This window comes from Amycolatopsis sp. w19, assembly GCF_051373225.1.
GTDB lineage: Bacteria > Actinomycetota > Actinomycetes > Mycobacteriales > Pseudonocardiaceae > Amycolatopsis > Amycolatopsis japonica.
Genome location: NZ_JBPQFM010000032.1, coordinates 50,842 through 68,077, shown reverse-complemented (window position 1 = coordinate 68,077; position 17,236 = coordinate 50,842). Strand labels below are relative to the sequence as shown.

Below are 17,236 nucleotides of genomic sequence, written 5' to 3'. Positions count from 1 at the left end.
CCACGGACGCCGCTGCCCCACCAGCACACCCCTCCCAGAAGATCAACGAGACACCACATCAAACCACACTCGAGATCATTCTGTTAGGACCCCTTAGTCCTCTGAATGCGGTTTCACCAGACTGGGCGGTCGCTCCCCGGTACGTGCGTCGCTTCCGTCCACTGTGGATTCGAGCCCGGCAGGGTGCCCGCCATCTTGACCCGGGTGACCCGGCCGAGCTGGCCGTCGACGTCTTCGAGCCACTCGCCGCCGTCGAATCCGGCGGGCCCGGCTTCCTTACGCCCCAACGAGTTCAGCCACTCCCCGGTGCCGGCGAGCGAGGTGCGGACGTGCTGGCTGCCGCCCTCGGTGGCCGCCCGTCGGACGGCGGTCATGATCGCCGCAGCGGTGAGCCAGCCGGTCGCGTGGTCGAGCGCCTGCACCGGAAGCGGTCCCGGACCGTCGAGCCCGGCCGCCTTGCCCCCCTCGTCGGCGATGCCCGACGCCATCTGCACCAGGCTGTCGAACCCGCGCCTGCGTGCCCACGGCCCTTCCCAGCCGTAGGCGGACAGATCCGCGACCACGATGCCCGGGCGCAGTTCGGCGATCGCTTCCGGGGAGAAACCCTTGGCGGTCAACGAACCCGGCCGGAAACCCTGCAGCACGACGTCGGCGCGGGCGATCAGCTTGCGCAGCCGCGAGCGTCCGGCTTCGGTCTCCAGGTCGACGTACGCCGACAGTTTCCCCATCCCGGTGTCGACGGCCAGCGGCGGCACGGTCGGCAGCTGCGCCGAACCGATGTGCATGACGGTCGCTCCGTGCGCGGCGAGCACGCGGCCCGCCACCGGCCCGGCGATGACGTGGGTCAGGTCCAGGATCCGCACCCCGCCCAGCGGCCGGTCGGATTCGAAGAGCCGTACGGGTTCCGATGTCCCGAGCGGCCGGATGTCGGCGACCGGCAACGCGCTCGACGCCTGCCCTTGCTTGTGCGCCAGCCACTCGTCACGCGTGCGCAGCACGGCCGCGGCACCACCCGCGCCGACCACGGCCGACTCGACCTCGTACTTCGACTTGGCCGCCACGACCTTCTCGAACGCCGCCCGCGTCGCGGGAACGCCGAGGCCCCAGCACACGGCGGACACGTGGCGCGGGTAGTTGCAGTGCAGCCGCACCCAGCCGTCGTTCGCGCGGTAGTCGCCGGACAGCGGCGCGCTGAACGGCACCGGCTCCCCGTCGACGCGGACGTAGTGCTCGCTGTGGAACGACGCGGCGGCGTGCCGGGTGTCGACCGAGACCTTGCCCGGCTCGATTCCCCGCAGCCGCAACAGTTCCCCGGCCGCGAGCGTCGCCGCGGCGATACTCGTCGTGGCCGCCTCCTCGACCCGGAAGGTCCCGGGCAGCACCGACTCGGGGCCGGTGACCTCGACGGCGTCTTCGGCGAGGGTGTCGCCGGTGAGCGTGGTCCAGACGCGGGTGTCCACGGAGGCCTTCACTAGGGCAGGAGCGCGATCAGCTCGGCGGGCGCCACCTTCGTCCCGGTGTAGAACGGGATCTCCTCACGCACGTGGAGGCGGGCCTCGGTGCCGCGCAGATGACGCATCAGGTCGACGATGCGGTGCAGTTCGTCGGCCTCGAAGGCCAGGATCCACTCGTAGTCGCCCAGCGCGAACGACGCGACCGTGTTGGCGCGGACGTCCGGGTAGTCGCGGGCCTCCTTGCCGTGGTCGGCGAGCATCTTGCGGCGCTCGTCGTCCGGCAGCAGGTACCACTCGTAGGAGCGCACGAACGGGTAGACGCAGATGAACTTGCGGGCCTCTTCACCGGCGAGGAACGCCGGGATGTGGCTCTTGTTGAACTCCGCCGGGCGGTGCAGCGCGACCTGGCTCCACACCGGCGCCGACGCGCGGCCGAGCGGGGTGTGCCGGAAACCGCTGTACGCCGCCTGGACCTGCTCGATCTCCTCGGCGTGCCACCAGATCATGTAGTCGGCGTCGGCGCGCAGCCCGGAGAGGTCGTAGACACCGCGGACGACGACGCCCTTGGCCTCCAGCGCGTCGAGGTACTCGGTGGTCTCCGCGGTCGCCTTCGCCCGGTCTTCGCCGAGCTTGCCCTGCTCGGCCCGGAAGACCGACCAGGCGGTGTAGCGGATGGTGTCATTGAGCTCGTTGTAGTTCAGCCGCGCCATACCGCCATCTTGGCACTGCCGGTGCTCAGGAGCCTTCGTGGGGCGGTGTGATCCCGGCGATGCGGCGGGCGGCCGCGTCGGCGGTGGCGATGCACGCGGGAAGCCCGACACCGTGCAGCGTCGCGCCTGCCACGGCGAGCCCCGGGACGTCCGCGACGGCGCGCTCGATCCGCTCGACGAGTTCGAGGTGCCCGGTGCCGTACTGCGGGAGCCCGCCACCCCACCTGGTCACCAGCGTTTCGATCGGCGCGGTGGTGACCCCGGTCAGCCGGGCGAGGTCATCACGGACCACGCGCACGAGTTCGTCGTCGTCGGCGTGCAGGGCACCCGGTTCGCCGAAGCGGCCGACGGAGCCGCGCACCAGGACCGGGCCGTCGCCGTACTGCGCCCACTTGCGCGAGGAGAAGGTGAACGCCTTGGCGGCGAACGGTTTCCCGGCCGCGTCCCGCTCACCCGCGCCGATCAGCACGCCGGACGACTCCGGCAGCGCGGTGCCCGGCGGAAGCGCGAGTGCGATCACCGCCATCGACGCCAGCTCGACCTCGGCGAACGCCGCAGATGCCACGCCCGCAACGCCGTCGAGAAGCCGCCGTGCCGAAGGCGCCGGGACCGCGAGAAAAACGGAGTCGGCGTCGAGGTCGTCGACCTTCCAGCCGTCGGCGGTGCGTTCGAGCGCCGTCACCGTGGTTCCGGTCCGGATCTCGGCGCGGGACAGCTCCGCGAGCCGTGCGATCAGCGTCCCGAGGCCGCCCAGCAGGGTGCCGAAGACCGGCGCCGTGCTCGGCGAGGCGGGCATGAGCGACGCCGCGCCTTCGGTGAGCGAACGCGCGCCGCGGTCCACCGCGGAGGCGAGCCCGGGCATCGTCGCGCGCAGGCCGAGCCCGTCCGCTCCCCCGGCGTACACCCCGCCGAGCAGCGGATCGACGAGCCGGTCGACCAGTTCGTCACCGAACCGCTCGCGCAGCAGCGGACCGAGGGGCACGTCGCCGGCGGGCAGTTCCAGCGGAGACAGCGACGCCTCGGCCTCGACCAGGGCGCGCCCCTTCTCCGACAGCACCCCGGCGACCGCGTCGGCGGAGGCGGGAACGCCCATGACCGTGCCCGGCGGCAGGCCGAGCACGGAGCCGCCGGCGTGGATCTTGGCGCGGGCCTTGGTGGGATGGACGAGGCTTTCGCCCAGCCCGATCTCGCGGACCAGGGCGAGCGCTTCGGGACGGCGGGCGAGGAAGGCCTCGGCGCCGACGTCGTAGCGCTCACCGGCGAGTTCGATCGTGCGGAGTTTCCCGCCGAGCGACCCGGTCGCCTCGAAGACGACGATCCGGGCGTCCTCGCCGAGCAGGGTCCGCAGCCGGTACGCCGCGGTCAGTCCCGAGATACCGCCACCGACGACGGCGACCGTCTTCACGGCCGGAGCTCGTGCACCAGCCCGACCACGCGCGTCAGAACGTCCGGGTCGACGCCGGGCAGCACGCCGTGGCCGAGGTTGAAGATGTGGCCGTCGGCCGCGCGGCCCTCGGCGAGGATGCGCCGGACCTCGGCCTCGATGACCGGCCAGGACGCGTGCAGCAGCGCCGGGTCGAGGTTGCCCTGGACCACGCCGCCGCCGAGCCGCCGCACGGCTTCGTCGAGCGGGATGCGCCAGTCGACGCCGACCACGTCGGCGCCCGCGTCGCGCATGGCCACCAGCAGCTCGCCGGTTCCGACGCCGAAGTGGATCCGGGGCACGCCGTAGCCCGCGACCGCGGACAGCACCTTCGCCGAATGCGGCAGGACGAACTCGCGGTAGTCCCGCTCCGAGAGCGCGCCCGCCCACGAGTCGAACAGCTGGATCGCGTCGGCCCCGGCGTCGAGCTGCGCGGAGAGGAAGGTGATCGCCATGTCGGCCAGGCGCCCCGCAAGCTCGTGCCACAGCTCGGGCTCGGAGTGCATGAGCGCCTTGGTGTGCTCGTGGTTGCGGCTCGGCCCGCCCTCGATGAGGTACGAGGCCAGCGTGAACGGCGCGCCGGCGAACCCGATCAGCGGCGTCTCACCCAGCGAGCCGACCAGCAGCCGGACCCCCTCGGCGACCCGCTCCACCTGCTCCGGCTCCAGCACCGGCAGCGCACGCACGCCCGCGGCGTCGCGGATCGGCTCGGCGACGACCGGCCCGGTGCCCGCGACGATGTCGATGTCGAGGCCCGCCGCCTTGAGCGGGACGACGATGTCACTGAAGAGGATGGCCGCGTCGACGCCGTGACGGCGGATCGGCTGGAGCGTGATCTCGGCGAGCATCTCGGGGTCGAAGCACGCCTCGAACATCGAGGTGCCCTCGCGCAGAGCCCGGTATTCGGGCAGCGACCGGCCCGCCTGGCGCATGAACCACACGGGGGTGTGAGCCGGGCGTTCGCCGCGCGCGGCGGCCAGGAACGGCGCACCGGGCAGGGCGCGTCGGGCCGCCGGGACGGTCTGCGCGGGAGAAGCAACTGAAGGAGACATCACGGTTCATGGTGCCATGTGCGCTCGGAGGCCTTACTCTCGGCGCGTCTGCGCCCCGAACCGGACGATCGCGTCTTACAGTCGGTTGGTGACCGCGATGACGTCAGTACCCGATCTCTTCCGTGAAGCCGTCGCGGCGTTGCAATCGGTCCAGCCCCGTCCCGAAGTCCAGCTGGAGACGATGCGCCCGCCGCAGCGTCTGGCGCCGTGGTCCTACGCGGTGAGCTGCGAGGTGGAAGGACCGGCGGACGTCCTGGCGTCGGGGCGGCTGGTGCTGCTGCACGATCCGGACGGCCGGGAGGGCTGGGACGGGGTCCTGCGGCTGGTCATGTACGTCCGCGCGGAACTCGACCGGGAATTGGCGACCGATCCCTTCCTGCCGGCCGTGGGCTGGTCGTGGCTGACCGACGCGTTGGAGACCTCCGGCGCGGAGTGGACGGCGCTGGGCGGCACGGTCACCGAGACCTCGTCGGCCCGCTTCGGCGACATCTCCGGGCCCGCGCGTACCGACGATCTGGAACTTCGGGCGTCGTGGACGCCGACGGACGCCGCGTTGCGGTCGCACGGGCAGGCCTTCTGTCAGGTGATGGCGAGCGTCGTGGGGCTGCCGCCGGTCGGCGTGACGCTGTTCGAGCAGCGCCAGTCCTCCTGAGCCGCAACGACTGCGCGTGAAGGCCCCCTTCACGCGATCCCCAAGTACATGAAGGCCCCCATCCTTGCGTCTAGGTACAGGAAGGGGGCCTTCATGTACTTGGCTCGAGCGGCTCACGTCCAGGGCGCGCCGACGCTAAGCCACCGTCTCCACGGTCCCGACACGCCGGATTCCCATCAATCGAGACATGGCATTCGGGTTATATTGCGAACATCGGCCATCTAGCGCCGCTAGGAAAACTAGCGCGGTAGCAAAGGTCCCTTGCTCCCCTCCACGGATCCGCGAAGGCCTCCTTCGCTACCCTCAAGGTAGGCAAGGAGGCCTTCACGGACAGCCGCGAGCCGCGAAGGGGCCGAAGCGCCTTCGCTTACCCCATTCGCGAGCCCCTCAGGCCGTCTGTACGACGCCGAAAGTCGCTTCAGGGCCATCTGGACTAGACCAGCTCCCACCTGCGCGGAGCCGGTCATTCAGAGGTCTGGACCACCCCGTTCGTGCTAACCCGGCTGTCACCGTCCGCAACAAGATCGAATCCGCTCACGAACACGCCGGAACGCTTCCGGAGCGTTACCATCACGGTCACCGAGCGGAGCGATCACGACTCTCCGCGAAGTTGATCAAGTCCCACGCCGAAGGCACATTCCGGCGGCCCCGCGAAGGTCCCGGGCAGAGGCACCGGCAGGTGCACGGCTCATCTGCACAGTCGGTTGGACCCTGGTAACCCCAGTGCATCGTGTTCTTTCGGCGATGTGTTAGCCACCGGCTGTGTACTAGCCCGATCGTGTTACTACGAACTCCCTGAGTGACCACTGGTTTGAGATAGATACCCATTCGATCCCCCCGCGAAGGCCTCAGGGCGGCTACAGTGCCATCGACGACACCACTTTCGGTCTAAAGCTGGCGCGGCTAAACGGCCGAAAGTCCCGGTGCCGGTCGGGGGGCACGACCGACTCCAGGGAGGTAGTGACGTGGCTACCGTCGGCATTTCTCAGGCCGTCCGATCCACGCCAGCCGGTTCATTGCCGGCGAGCATGGTTCCGCACCCGCGGGAAGAGCTTTTTTCCGTGTTGGTGGTCGATGACCACCCGCTGTTGAGGGAGGCAATCTCAGCAAGACTCGCACAGATGGGTGCGGGCACCGTCCACGAGGCCGCCACGGTGGCCGAGGCGAGGGCGCGAGCACAGGCCACCGGGCCTTGTGACCTGGCGATCCTCGATCTCGGTCTGCCGGATGGCAGCGGCATCGAGCTGGTTACGGAACTCCGTAGCCACGGCTGGCCTCGGGTAGTGGTGCTCGCTTCATCAGACGACCCGTACGCGGTCAGGTCGGCGTTCCAGGCCGGCGCCCAGGCATACCTGCTCAAGTCGGCTTCGCCGGTCGTGGTGACCGACGGCGTCCGCAGGGTGCTCGAGGGCGGCGTCTACGCGGACCCGAGCGTCGCACCGGTCTTGGCCACCGGCACCCGGGTCGCCGGCACCGACAACACCCCGCGCGAGCTTTCCGCGCGCGAGGTCGAGGTGCTGCAGCTCGTGGCCGACGGCCAGAGCAACAAGGAGATCGGCGAGGAACTCAGCCTCTCCGCTCTCACGGTGAAGTCTCACCTCTCCCGCATCGGGCGCAAGCTCGGCACGGGTGACCGGGCTCAGATGGTGGCGCTGGCCATGCGTGCCGGCGTGATCCGCTGACAAAGGCGAACAGCCCTGCGGGGCGGGCGGACCAGGCGCGGTCCGCTCGTCCCGTAGGGTCTTCACCTATGGAAGGCGACCGACCCGGAGCACCGCAGACGGACCCGAAGACCGGCACCGACGACACCGGTGGACCGGTCCTGCTGCGCGAGCCCGCCGAGGGCACTCCACCGGTGATCGCCGACGCGACCGCCCTCGCCGAAGCCTGCGCGAAGATCGCGGGCGGCAGCGGGGCCATCGCCGTGGACACCGAACGCGCGTCCGGCTACCGGTACTGGCCCAAGGCCTATCTCGTGCAGCTGCGCCGCGAAGGTGCCGGTTCCTTCCTCATCGACCCCATTCCGCTCGAAGGGCAGCTCGAACCCCTCGCGGAAGTGCTCAACAACGCCGAATGGGTGTTGCACGCGGCCTCTCAGGACCTGCCGTGCCTCGCCGAACTCGACCTGCACCCGAAGAGCCTGTTCGACACCGAACTCGCCGGACGGCTCGCCGGGTACGAGCGCGTCGCCCTCGGCACCCTCGTCGAACTCCTCCTCGGCTACCAGCTGGAGAAGGGGCACAGCGCCGCCGACTGGTCGAAGCGCCCGCTTCCCGTCGACTGGCTGAACTACGCCGCCCTCGACGTCGAGCTGCTCATCGAGCTGCGCGAGAAGCTCGAAGCCGACTTGGAAGCCCAGGGCAAGCTCGAATGGGCCCAGCAGGAATTCGAGGCCGTCCGCACGGCGCCGCCGCCCGCCCCTCGGGCCGAGCCGTGGCGCCGGACGTCCGGGGTGCACAAGATCCGCAGCGCCCGCGGTCTCGCCGCCGTCCGCGAACTGTGGCAGGCGCGCGACGAGCTCGCCCGCAAACGCGACCGCGCGCCGAGCCGGATCCTGCCCGACAGCGCGATCATCAACGCCGTCACCGCCGACCCGAAGACCGTCGAGCAGCTTCAGGCGCTGCCGGTGTTCAGCGGCCGGGTGCAGCGCAAGTACACCGCGAGCTGGCTGCGGCATCTGCAGGCCGCCCGCGCGCTCCCCGCCGACGAACTGCCGACCCCCGCGCAGCAGACCGACGGCCCGCCGCCGGTGAACCGGTGGTCGGACAAGGATCCCGACGCCGCCGCCCGGCTTTCCGCCGCCCGCGCGGCGCTGTCCGCGATCGCGGAGGACCGGCGGCTGCCGGTGGAGAACCTGCTGTTGCCGGAACTGGTGCGCCGCACCTGCTGGCGTCCGCCGTCGGACCTGAGCGAGGATTCCGTCGCCCAGGTCCTGCGAGACGCAGGCGCCCGGCCGTGGCAGGTCGAGCTGACGGTCGCGGCGCTGAGCAAGGCACTCCACTCCGCCGCCGCCTGACCCGCGTTCAGCCCTCCAGCAGCGCTCGCGCGGAGCCGCGCAGAACGGCGTCCGGCTCCCCGAGCCCGACGAGCCTCAGCACGCTGTCGGCCCCTTCGACGGCGTGCGCCTCGACGTCCAGATCCGGCTGGTCGCGCCGGACGATCGCGATGCTCTCGACGAGCCCGAACACGAGGTCGGTCCGGATCCCCTGGAGGGCGGCCGTGACCCCCGCCGCCGCGACGAGCGAGCCGTAGACGCGTTTGAGCTCCGCCCGTTCGGCCCGGAACCGCGCCAGCCGCGGCGACGAGATCTCCGGCAGCAGGTACAGGGCGCCGAGGTTCTGCCGCGCGCTGCCGAGCAGATGGATGTCCGCGTAGGCCAGCGCCCACAGCCGCGTGCCGACCGGCGCGAGCTTGGCCGACAGCCCGCCCGCGACGTCCAGTGACGGCCGGACGGTGTCCTCCAGCAGCGCCGCGAGAATGTCCTCTTTGGACGGAAAGTGGTAGTAGAGCGACGCCTGGCGCAGTCCGGCGCGTTCGGCGATGGCCCTCGTGGTCGTCGCCGCGTAGCCGGCGCCGGTGAACAGCTCCCCCGCGGCGTCCAAGACGGCGAGCCGCGCCTCGCGCTTGCTCGCCGCGGCGCCGCTGGCTCTCGGTCTGCCCACCCCGGTCGTTTTCGTCATCTATCCGATCCTGCCATTTCTCCGCGAAGATCTTTGTTACGTCCGGCGGTCGGCCCAGGTTACCGAATCCGGTATCTGTTAACACCGCGCTTACCCGGCGGAGATCGGAAGGATCCCGCACGCGCTTAATTTCGGTCAGCCGATCGAAATTCGGCCCTTGAGACAGGAGCCTCCGCAATGCCTTCCGAAGACCTTTCCGCCTTCGGGTACCGCCAAGAACTTCGCCGGACACTGGGCGGTTTCTCCGCCTTCGCCGCCGGTTTCTCCTTCGTTTCCATCCTTACGACGGTGTTCCAGCTGTTCGCCTTCGGCTATTCCTTCGGCGACACGCTCTTCTTCTGGACATGGCCGCTGGTGATCACCGGGCAATTGCTCGTCGCGCTCAACTTCGCCGAACTCGCGGCCCGATTCCCGCTGGCAGGATCGGTTTACCAGTGGGCGAAACACCTCTCCCCCGGATTCGCGGGCTGGCTCGCCGGCTGGATGATGCTGGTGGGCTGCGTCGTGGCGCTCGCCGGTGCCGCGATCGCGCTGCAGGTCGTCCTCCCGTCGGTCTGGAGCGGGTTCCAGCTCGTCGGCGGGGATCCGGCGATCACCTCCCCGACCGGCGCCAGCAACGCCGTCCTGCTCGGCACCCTGCTGATCGTCCTGACGACCGCGATCAACGCGGGCGGCGTGCGGCTGATGGCGCGGATCAACGACGTCGGGGTCGCGGCCGAACTCGTCGGCGTCCTCGTGCTGATCGTCGGGCTCGCGCTGTTCGCCGTCCGCGGTCCGCAGGTCGTGCTCCAGCCCGCGGGTGAGAGCCCGGGAGCCGGTGGCGTGCTCGCCTCGGCCTTGATGGCCGCGTATGTGCTGTACGGCTTCGACACCGCCGCCTCCGTCGCCGAGGAGACGAAGGACGCGCGCCGCACCGCCCCGCGTGCCGTGCTCCGCGCCCTCCTGATCTCCGGGATCGGCGGGCTGGCCGTCGTCATCACCGCGTTGATGGCGGCGCCGAGCCTGACCGACGGGCAACTGGCCGGGAAGGGGCTGCCGTATGTGATCACCGCCGTCTTCGGGGACACCCTCGGCCGCGTCTTCCTCGCCGACGTCGCGATCGCGGTCGTCGTCTGCACCTTGACCATCCAGACCGGCACGGTCCGGTTGATCTACTCGATGGCCCGCGACGGCGCGCTCCCCGGCGCCAAACGCCTTGCCGCGGTGAACGCCCGCACCGGCACCCCGATCGCGCCCGCGGTGCTTTCCGGGGTACTCGCCATCGGGCTGCTTCTGCTGAACCTGGGGAATCCGACGATCTTCAGCACCATCACCGGCACTTCGGTGGTCGTGGTCTATCTGGCCTATCTGCTGGTGACCGGACCGCTGCTGATCCGCCGCCGCCAAGGCCGTTTCACCGCCGAACCCGGCCATTTCTCCCTGGGACGATGGGCTATTCCGGTCAACGTCGCGGCAGTAGGGTACGGCGCGATGATGATCGTCAACATCGCTTGGCCACGAGCCGAGATCTACGACCTGGCGGGCACCGGTTCCGTCTGGGTCCTGTTGTTCCCGATCGAGTTCGTCGGCGCCGCGCTGCTCACCGGCTACCTCTGCTGGCGCCGCCGCTCCGCGCTCACCACGGTTCCCGTCCCCGCGACCTGAAGGAAGGTTCCATGAGCACGACATCGACCACGTACGGCGCTCGCGACCACGCGCGCGCCCAAGCGGGCACGGTCACCGAAGCGATGCCGGCCATCCCGGCGTCCACCTGGCCGGACCCGCCGCCCGGGATCGACCCGGCGAAGCTGACCTGGGCCGAGACCGTCGCCGGCGGCGGCTACACCCACAAGGTCCTCGCCCGCGGCACCGAACTGCGGCTCACCGACGTCGAAGGCGACGCCTGCGCGCATGTGCTGCTGTACAACGCCGACCAGCCTTGGGAACGGCTGAACGTCGCGGACACGGTGAAGGTCCAGTGGAACGCCTATCTCGGCGAGGCGATCGCGCTGCTTTCGGACCAGGCGCGGGTGCTCGCGACCGTCGTCACCGACGAGAGCGGGAAACACGACGCCCTCTGCGGGACGTCCACTGTGGACGGAATCGGGCTGTTCACCCTCGCCGCCGCCAAACACGGCCTCACGCCACGCGATCTCCCGCCGAGCCTGTCCTTCTTCCAGGGCGTCCACGTGGAGACCGACGGCGCGCTGACGTTCACCGGTTCGGCGGGCCCCGGCAAATCCGTGGTCCTGCGCACCGAACTCCCGGTGATCGTCCTGATCGCCAACGTCGCGCACCCGCTCGACCCGCGTCCGGACCGGACGGTCACTCCGCTGCGCGTCCTCGCCCAGCGGAGCACGCCGTCCACACCGGACAGTCCTGAATGGACAGCGTCGCCCGAAGCACAGCGCGCCTTCGAGAACACCGCCGACTACCTCACCGCTAGGGGCCTGGCATGACGACGATCATCTCCGACACCGAGGTCGCCGCGCGGGCGCCGTACTCCACCGTGCTGCGCGAGGGCGAGACGCTCGCGATCATCGACCTCGGCGGCAACCAGGCCGTCGACTTCCTCTGCTACGACGCCGCCGACACGGCGAAGAGGTACAGCGCGGCCGCCACGATCGCCGCGCAGCGCAACATCTTCCTCACCACCGGCAGCGTGCTGCGCACCGGCGAGGGCGCGCCGCTGCTGACCGTCGTCGAGGACACCTGCGGGCGGCACGACACGATCGGCGGCGCCTGCAGCAAGGAATCGAACAGCCTCCGCTACGGCCAGCACACGCGGTACCAGCACGCCTGCGTCGAGAATTTCCTGACCGAGGGCGCGAAATGGGGCCTCGGCAAACGGGATCTGGTCAGCAACGTCAACTGGTACATGAACGTGCCGGTGGAGCAGGACGGCACGCTCGGCATCGTCGACGGCATCTCCGCGCCCGGTCTCGAAGTCAAGCTGCGCGCCGAGACCGACGTGCTCGTGCTGGTGTCGAACTGCCCGCAGATCAACAATCCGTGCAACGGCTTCGACCCGACGCCGGTCCGGATGATCGTCACCGGCGGTGGCGCGTGAAACTGCTCGTCGCCAACCGGGGGGAAATCGCGGTCCGGATCATCCGGACGGCAAGGGAGATGGGCATTCCGACGGTCGCCGTCTACTCCGACGCCGACCGCACGGCCGCGCACGTACGGCTTTCCGACGAAGCCGTCCGGCTCGGCCCGGCGCCGGCGAGGGAGAGCTATCTCCTCGTCGACACCATCATCGAAGCCGCGCTGAAGACCGGCGCGGACACGATCCACCCCGGCTACGGTTTCCTGTCCGAGGACGCCGGATTCGCCAGGGCGGTGGAAGCGGCAGGGCTGCGGTTCGCCGGTCCCACGGTGGACCACCTCGAAGTCTTCGGCAGCAAACACACCGCCCGGGTGAAGGCCGTCGAAGCCGGTGTCCCGCTGCTGCCGGGCACCGGACTGCTGGACACCCTGGCCGACGCCGAAGCGGCGGCGGAGGGGATCGGCTACCCCGTGATGCTCAAGGCCACCGGCGGTGGCGGCGGGATCGGCATGCGGGCCTGCGCGTCCGCCGCGGAACTCCGCGACGCCTGGGAGGCGGTGCAGAGCATCGCGGCCAAGAGCTTCTCGGCTTCGGGCGTGTTCCTCGAACGGCTCGTGACCCAGGCGCGGCACGTCGAGGTCCAGGTGTTCGGCGACGGTACGGGTGAGGTGCTGGCGCTGGGCACGCGGGACTGCACCCTCCAGCGACGCAATCAGAAGGTGCTCGAAGAGTGCCCCGCGCCGGGACTTCCCGAAGCGGTGCGGGAGAAACTGGTCTCGGCGGCCGTCGACCTCTGCGCGTCGGTGCGCTACCGGTCGGCCGGGACGGTCGAGTTCATCTACGACCCGGTCCGCGAGGAGGCAGCGTTCCTCGAAGTCAACACGAGGCTGCAGGTCGAACATCCGGTCACCGAGGCGGTGTACGGCATCGACCTGGTCTCGTGGATGCTCCGGCTCGCCGGCGGCGACACCGGGATGTTCGCCATCACGCCGTCGCCACGCGGGCACGCGATCGAAGCCCGCGTCTACGCGGAGGATCCGGCCGCCGGGCACCGGCCGAGCGCGGGCCTGCTGACCCGCGCCGACTTCCCCGCCGATGTCCGGGTCGACACCTGGGTCGAGGCCGGGGCGAACGTGACGACGCATTACGACCCGTTGCTCGCCAAGGTGATCACGGTCGGCGCGGACCGGGACGAGGCGCTGGCCGCCCTGGGCGAGGCGCTCGGCGAGAGCCGGGTGGACGGGGTCCGGACGAACCTCGGTCAGCTGCGCGCGGTCGCCGCCGATCTGCGGCTGCACGCGGTCGCGCACGACACCGCGACGCTCGACACGATCACCGACCCCGAACCGCGGATCGAGGTGCTGCGGGGCGGCACGATGACCACCGTCCAGGACTGGCCGGGGCGGCTGGGGTTCTGGCACGTGGGTGTCCCGCCGAACGGGCCGATGGACGATCTGTCCCTGCGGCTGGGCAACCGCGTCCTCGGCAATCCCGAAGGCGCGGCGGGCCTGGAGTGCACTGTGGACGGTGTCTCGCTCCGGTTCACCGACGACGCAATCGTTTGCGTCACGGGATCGCCGTCACCGGTGACCATCGACGGCTCACCGGTTCCACAATGGACACCGGTCGAGATCCCCGCGGGCGGGGTGCTCGACGTCGGCACCGGGACCGCCGGGCTCCGCGCGTACGTCCTCGTGCGCGGCGGGATCGACGTGCCGGACTTCCTCGGCAGCGCGGCCACGTTCACGCTCGGCGGTTTCGGCGGGCACGGCGGGCGCGCGCTGGCGACCGGTGATGTCCTCTCCCCCGGGCCGCTGCCGGAGAACGCCGTCAGCGGGCCCGTCCCCGAGGCCGAACGCCCGGTTTTCGCCACGCACTGGGAGATCGGCGCGGCCGAGGGACCGCACGCGGCACCGGAGTTCTTCACCCCGGGCGACGTCGAGACGTTCTACGCCACCGACTGGGAAGTGCACTTCAACTCCGCGCGGACGGGTGTCCGGCTCGTCGGGCCGCGGCCGCGCTGGGCACGGGAGGACGGTGGCGAGGCGGGCCTGCACCCGTCGAACATCCACGACACCCCGTACGCGATCGGCGCCGTCGACTACACCGGCGATCTGCCGATCCTGCTGGGCCCGGACGGGCCGAGCCTCGGCGGGTTCGTCTGCCCGGCGACCGTGGTGACCGGGCAGCGGTGGAAACTCGGCCAGCTGCGGCCGGGCGACACCGTGCGGTTCGTGCCGGTCACCACCGAGCACGCGGGCTCTTTGCGTGTCTCGCCGAGCAAGGCGGTCAAGGCGAGCCGGAAGCCGATCGACGACGGCGGCATCCTCGGGCGTCTGTCCACAGCGGACGAGAACCCCGAGGTCACCTACCGGCGCAGCGGCGACGACAACCTGCTGATCGAGTACGGGCCGATGAAACTCGACCTGGCCTTGCGGATGCGGGTCCACGCGCTGGCCGACCGGCTGGGCAAGGAAGGTCTGGACGGCGTCGTGGACCTGACCCCGGGCATCCGCTCGCTGCAGGTGCACGTCGATCCGGACGTGCTGCCGGTGCCGAAACTGCTCGGGCTCGCGCAGGAGGTGGAGCACGATCTGCCGCGTACCGGCGACCTCGTGGTGCCGAGCCGGACCGTGCGGATGCCGTTGTCCTGGGACGATCCGGCGACGCGTGAGGCGATCGAGCGGTATATGGCCGGCGTGCGCGACGACGCGCCGTGGTGCCCGTGGAACATCGAGTTCATCCGCCGGGTGAACGGTCTGTCCAGTGTGGACGATGTGTACCGCACGGTGTTCGACGCGGAGTACCTGGTGCTCGGCCTCGGCGACGTCTATCTCGGCGCGCCGGTGGCCACTCCCCTGGACCCGCGGCACCGGCTAGTGACCACGAAGTACAACCCTGCCCGCACGTGGACCGCGGAGAACTCGGTCGGCATCGGCGGCTCGTACCTGTGCATCTACGGGATGGAGGGTCCCGGCGGCTACCAGTTCGTCGGGCGGACCGTGCAGGTGTGGAGCGGCTGGCGCCAGCGTGGGTCGTTCGAGCCTGGTTCGCCGTGGCTGCTGCGGTTCTTCGACCGGATCTCCTGGTACCCGGTGAGCGCCGAGGAATTGCTCGACCTGCGGGCGCAGAGTTCGGCCGGGGAACTGGAGCTCGACATCACCGACGGTGAGTTCGCGCTGGCCGACCACGAACGCTTTCTTGCCGACAACGCGGCCGACATCGCCGCGTTCCGGGCGAAGCAGAGTGCGGCGTTCGAGGCGGAGCGGCAGGCGTGGGCGGCGGCAGGCGAGTTCGACCCGCGGCCGGAGCCGGTCGGCGCGAAGGTCCCGACCACGAAGGTCGAGGCCCCGCCCGGCGGGCACGTCGTCGAGGCGCCGTTCGCGGCGACCGTGTGGCGGGTGGACGTCGAGCCCGGCAAAAAGGTCGACCCGGCGGAGACGCTGGTGATCCTCGAAGCGATGAAGACCGAGGCGCGGATCCCCGCGCCCGCCGGCGGCGAGGTCGTCGAGGTGCTCGTCTCGCCCGGTGATCAAGTCGCCCCCGGCACGCCGCTGGTGGTTCTGGGAAGGAGCGCGGGATGAGCGTGCGGGAGCGGGTACGCGCCGCGTACCACCGGATCGCGCGGGTCGACCGGCCCGAGATCTGGATCGACCTGCGTCCCGAGGAGGACGTGCTCGCCGACGCGGAGAAACTGGAAGCCCGTCGCGCGGCGGGGGAATCCTTGCCGCTGTACGGGAAACTCGCCGCGGTCAAGGGCAACATCGACGTCGCCGGGCTGCCGACGACAGCGGCGTGCCCCGAGTACGCCTACTCGCCCGCCGAGGACGCGCCGGTGGTGGCGCGGCTGCGCGCGGCCGGGGCGCTGATCCTGGGTACGGCCAATCTGGACCAGTTCGCGACCGGACTGGTCGGGACGCGCAGCCCGCACGGGGCGGTGCGGAACGCGCTCGATCCGGCGTATGTCTCGGGCGGGTCGAGTTCGGGATCGGCGGTCGCGGTGGCGCTCGGGATCGTGGATCTCGCGCTCGGCACGGACACCGCCGGATCCGGCCGGGTTCCGGCGGCGTTCAACGGGATCGTCGGGCTGAAGCCGACGCGGGGGCTGCTGCCGACGACGGGTGTCGTGCCCGCGTGCGCGAGCATCGACTGCGTCACGGTGTTCGCGCGGACGGTCGACGAGGCGGCGTCCGCGTTCGCCTGTCTCAGCGAGCCCCGGGATCTTCCGGTGCTGAACCGTCCTTTCCGGATCGGCGTGCCTTCCGAGGCCGGGCCTCTCCAGGACGGCTGGGCCGAAGCGTTCGCCGCGGCGGCCCGCTCGTATCGGGACGCGGGCGCGGAACTGGTTCCTGTCGACATATCGCCGTTCCTAGCCGCGGCGCGTCTGCTGTACGAGGGCGCCTTCGTGGCCGAGCGGTACTCGGCGGTCGGCGAGTTCATCGACGCGCATCCGGACGCCGTCGATCCGGCCGTGCGGCGGATCATCGGTGCGGCGAAGGACATCCCGGCGCATCGGTTGTTCTCCGACCTCGCCACGCTCGACGGGCTTTCTCGTGAAGCCTCGGCCGTTTTGTCCACTGTGGACTGCCTTCTGCTGCCCACGACGCCGGAACACCCGACGATCGCCGAAGTCGAGGCCGATCCGCTGGGAGTGAACGCGCGGCTGGGCCGGTTCACGAACTCGACGAACCTGCTGGGCCTGTCGTCGCTCGCCGTGCCCGCCGGGACCGTCGGCGGGCTGCCGTTCGGGGTGATGCTGGTCGGGCCCGCGTACGCCGACCGGATCCTCGCCGACGTCGCCCGCTCGGTGCCGCGGCGGACGCGGATCGCGGTCGTCGGCGCGCATCTGCGCGGACAGCCGCTGAACCACGAACTGACCTCGCGGGGCGGCCGGTTCGTCTCCGCGGGGCCGACGGCGGCCGAGTACCGGTTCTACGCGCTGGACACCGTGCCGCCGAAACCCGGTCTCGTCCGGGTCGCTTCGGGCGGCGAGCCGATCGAGGCGGAGGTGTGGGACCTGCCGCTGAGCGGTTTCGGCGAGTTCGTGGCGGGCATTCCCGCGCCGCTGGCCATCGGCAAGGTGCGGCTGGCCGACGGGAGTGAGGTGTCGGGGTTCGTGTGCGAGCCCGGTGCGGTGGAGGGTGCCCAGGACATCACGGAGTACGGCGGGTGGCTCGGGTACTTGAGCCGTTGACCCGCGTGGTCAGTGGCGATTCGGGTTCTAACCCGAATCGCCA

13 protein-coding genes are annotated in these 17,236 nt (G+C 70.7%); 8 read left to right on the top strand and 5 right to left on the bottom strand.

Annotated elements, in window-relative coordinates:
* Window positions 1-113 precede the first annotated feature (113 nt).
* Genes ACSMFO_RS37080 through hemE form a run of 4 tightly spaced genes read right to left on the bottom strand, consistent with a single transcriptional unit; the run spans window position 114 to window position 4,639 of the window.
* Window positions 114-1,460 carry a CoA transferase gene (locus tag ACSMFO_RS37080; RefSeq protein ID WP_436462180.1) on the bottom strand — a complete coding sequence of 449 codons (1,347 nt, stop codon included), beginning with the start codon at window positions 1,458-1,460 and terminating at the stop codon, window positions 114-116.
* Between the two features lie 11 nt (window positions 1,461-1,471).
* Window positions 1,472-2,164, bottom strand: a complete 693-nt coding sequence (hemQ, locus tag ACSMFO_RS37075; RefSeq protein WP_016332997.1) for a hydrogen peroxide-dependent heme synthase — start codon at window positions 2,162-2,164, stop codon at window positions 1,472-1,474.
* 25 nt (window positions 2,165-2,189) lie between these two features.
* Window positions 2,190-3,569, bottom strand: a complete 1,380-nt coding sequence (hemG, locus tag ACSMFO_RS37070; RefSeq protein ID WP_436462179.1) for a protoporphyrinogen oxidase — start codon at window positions 3,567-3,569, stop codon at window positions 2,190-2,192.
* A complete protein-coding gene (hemE, locus tag ACSMFO_RS37065; RefSeq protein ID WP_038515736.1) occupies window positions 3,566-4,639 on the bottom strand; it encodes a uroporphyrinogen decarboxylase in 1,074 nt (357 codons plus the stop codon). The genes hemG and hemE overlap by 4 nt, the downstream gene beginning before the upstream one ends.
* 88 nt (window positions 4,640-4,727) lie before the next feature.
* Between hemE and ACSMFO_RS37060 the strand changes: the two genes are divergently transcribed.
* From ACSMFO_RS37060 to ACSMFO_RS37050, 3 genes are all read left to right on the top strand, one after another.
* Window positions 4,728-5,291, top strand: coding sequence for a DUF3000 domain-containing protein (locus ACSMFO_RS37060; protein WP_436462178.1), 564 nt, complete (start codon window positions 4,728-4,730; stop codon window positions 5,289-5,291).
* Between the two features lie 965 nt (window positions 5,292-6,256).
* Entirely contained in the window at window positions 6,257-6,973 is a 717-nt protein-coding gene (locus tag ACSMFO_RS37055; RefSeq protein WP_034318331.1) for a response regulator transcription factor, read from the top strand.
* Between the two features lie 68 nt (window positions 6,974-7,041).
* Window positions 7,042-8,307 (top strand): ribonuclease D, encoded by a 1,266-nt coding sequence (locus ACSMFO_RS37050; protein ID WP_360097242.1) that lies wholly within the window; start codon window positions 7,042-7,044, stop codon window positions 8,305-8,307.
* Between the two features lie 7 nt (window positions 8,308-8,314).
* On the opposite strand, the gene ACSMFO_RS37045 is transcribed toward ACSMFO_RS37050, so the two are convergent.
* Window positions 8,315-8,971, bottom strand: coding sequence for a TetR/AcrR family transcriptional regulator (locus tag ACSMFO_RS37045; RefSeq protein WP_350585066.1), 657 nt, complete (start codon window positions 8,969-8,971; stop codon window positions 8,315-8,317).
* Between the two features lie 177 nt (window positions 8,972-9,148).
* Here ACSMFO_RS37045 and ACSMFO_RS37040 point away from each other — a divergent pair, with 177 nt between their 5' ends.
* Genes ACSMFO_RS37040 through atzF form a run of 5 tightly spaced genes read left to right on the top strand, consistent with a single transcriptional unit; the run spans window position 9,149 to window position 17,193 of the window.
* Complete coding sequence (locus ACSMFO_RS37040; protein WP_436462177.1) at window positions 9,149-10,615, top strand: amino acid permease; 1,467 nt, start codon at window positions 9,149-9,151, stop codon at window positions 10,613-10,615.
* An 11-nt stretch (window positions 10,616-10,626) separates the two neighbouring features.
* Window positions 10,627-11,409, top strand: a complete 783-nt coding sequence (locus ACSMFO_RS37035) for a DUF1989 domain-containing protein (RefSeq protein ID WP_436462176.1) — start codon at window positions 10,627-10,629, stop codon at window positions 11,407-11,409.
* Window positions 11,406-12,020 carry an urea amidolyase associated protein UAAP2 gene (locus tag ACSMFO_RS37030; protein WP_038515746.1) on the top strand — a complete coding sequence of 205 codons (615 nt, stop codon included), beginning with the start codon at window positions 11,406-11,408 and terminating at the stop codon, window positions 12,018-12,020. The genes ACSMFO_RS37035 and ACSMFO_RS37030 overlap by 4 nt, the downstream gene beginning before the upstream one ends.
* Window positions 12,017-15,583, top strand: coding sequence for an urea carboxylase (gene uca / locus ACSMFO_RS37025; RefSeq protein WP_436462175.1), 3,567 nt, complete (start codon window positions 12,017-12,019; stop codon window positions 15,581-15,583). Before ACSMFO_RS37030 ends, uca begins: the two co-directional genes overlap by 4 nt.
* A complete protein-coding gene (gene atzF, locus ACSMFO_RS37020) occupies window positions 15,580-17,193 on the top strand; it encodes an allophanate hydrolase (RefSeq protein ID WP_436462174.1) in 1,614 nt (537 codons plus the stop codon). The genes uca and atzF overlap by 4 nt, the downstream gene beginning before the upstream one ends.
* Window positions 17,194-17,236 lie beyond the last annotated feature (43 nt).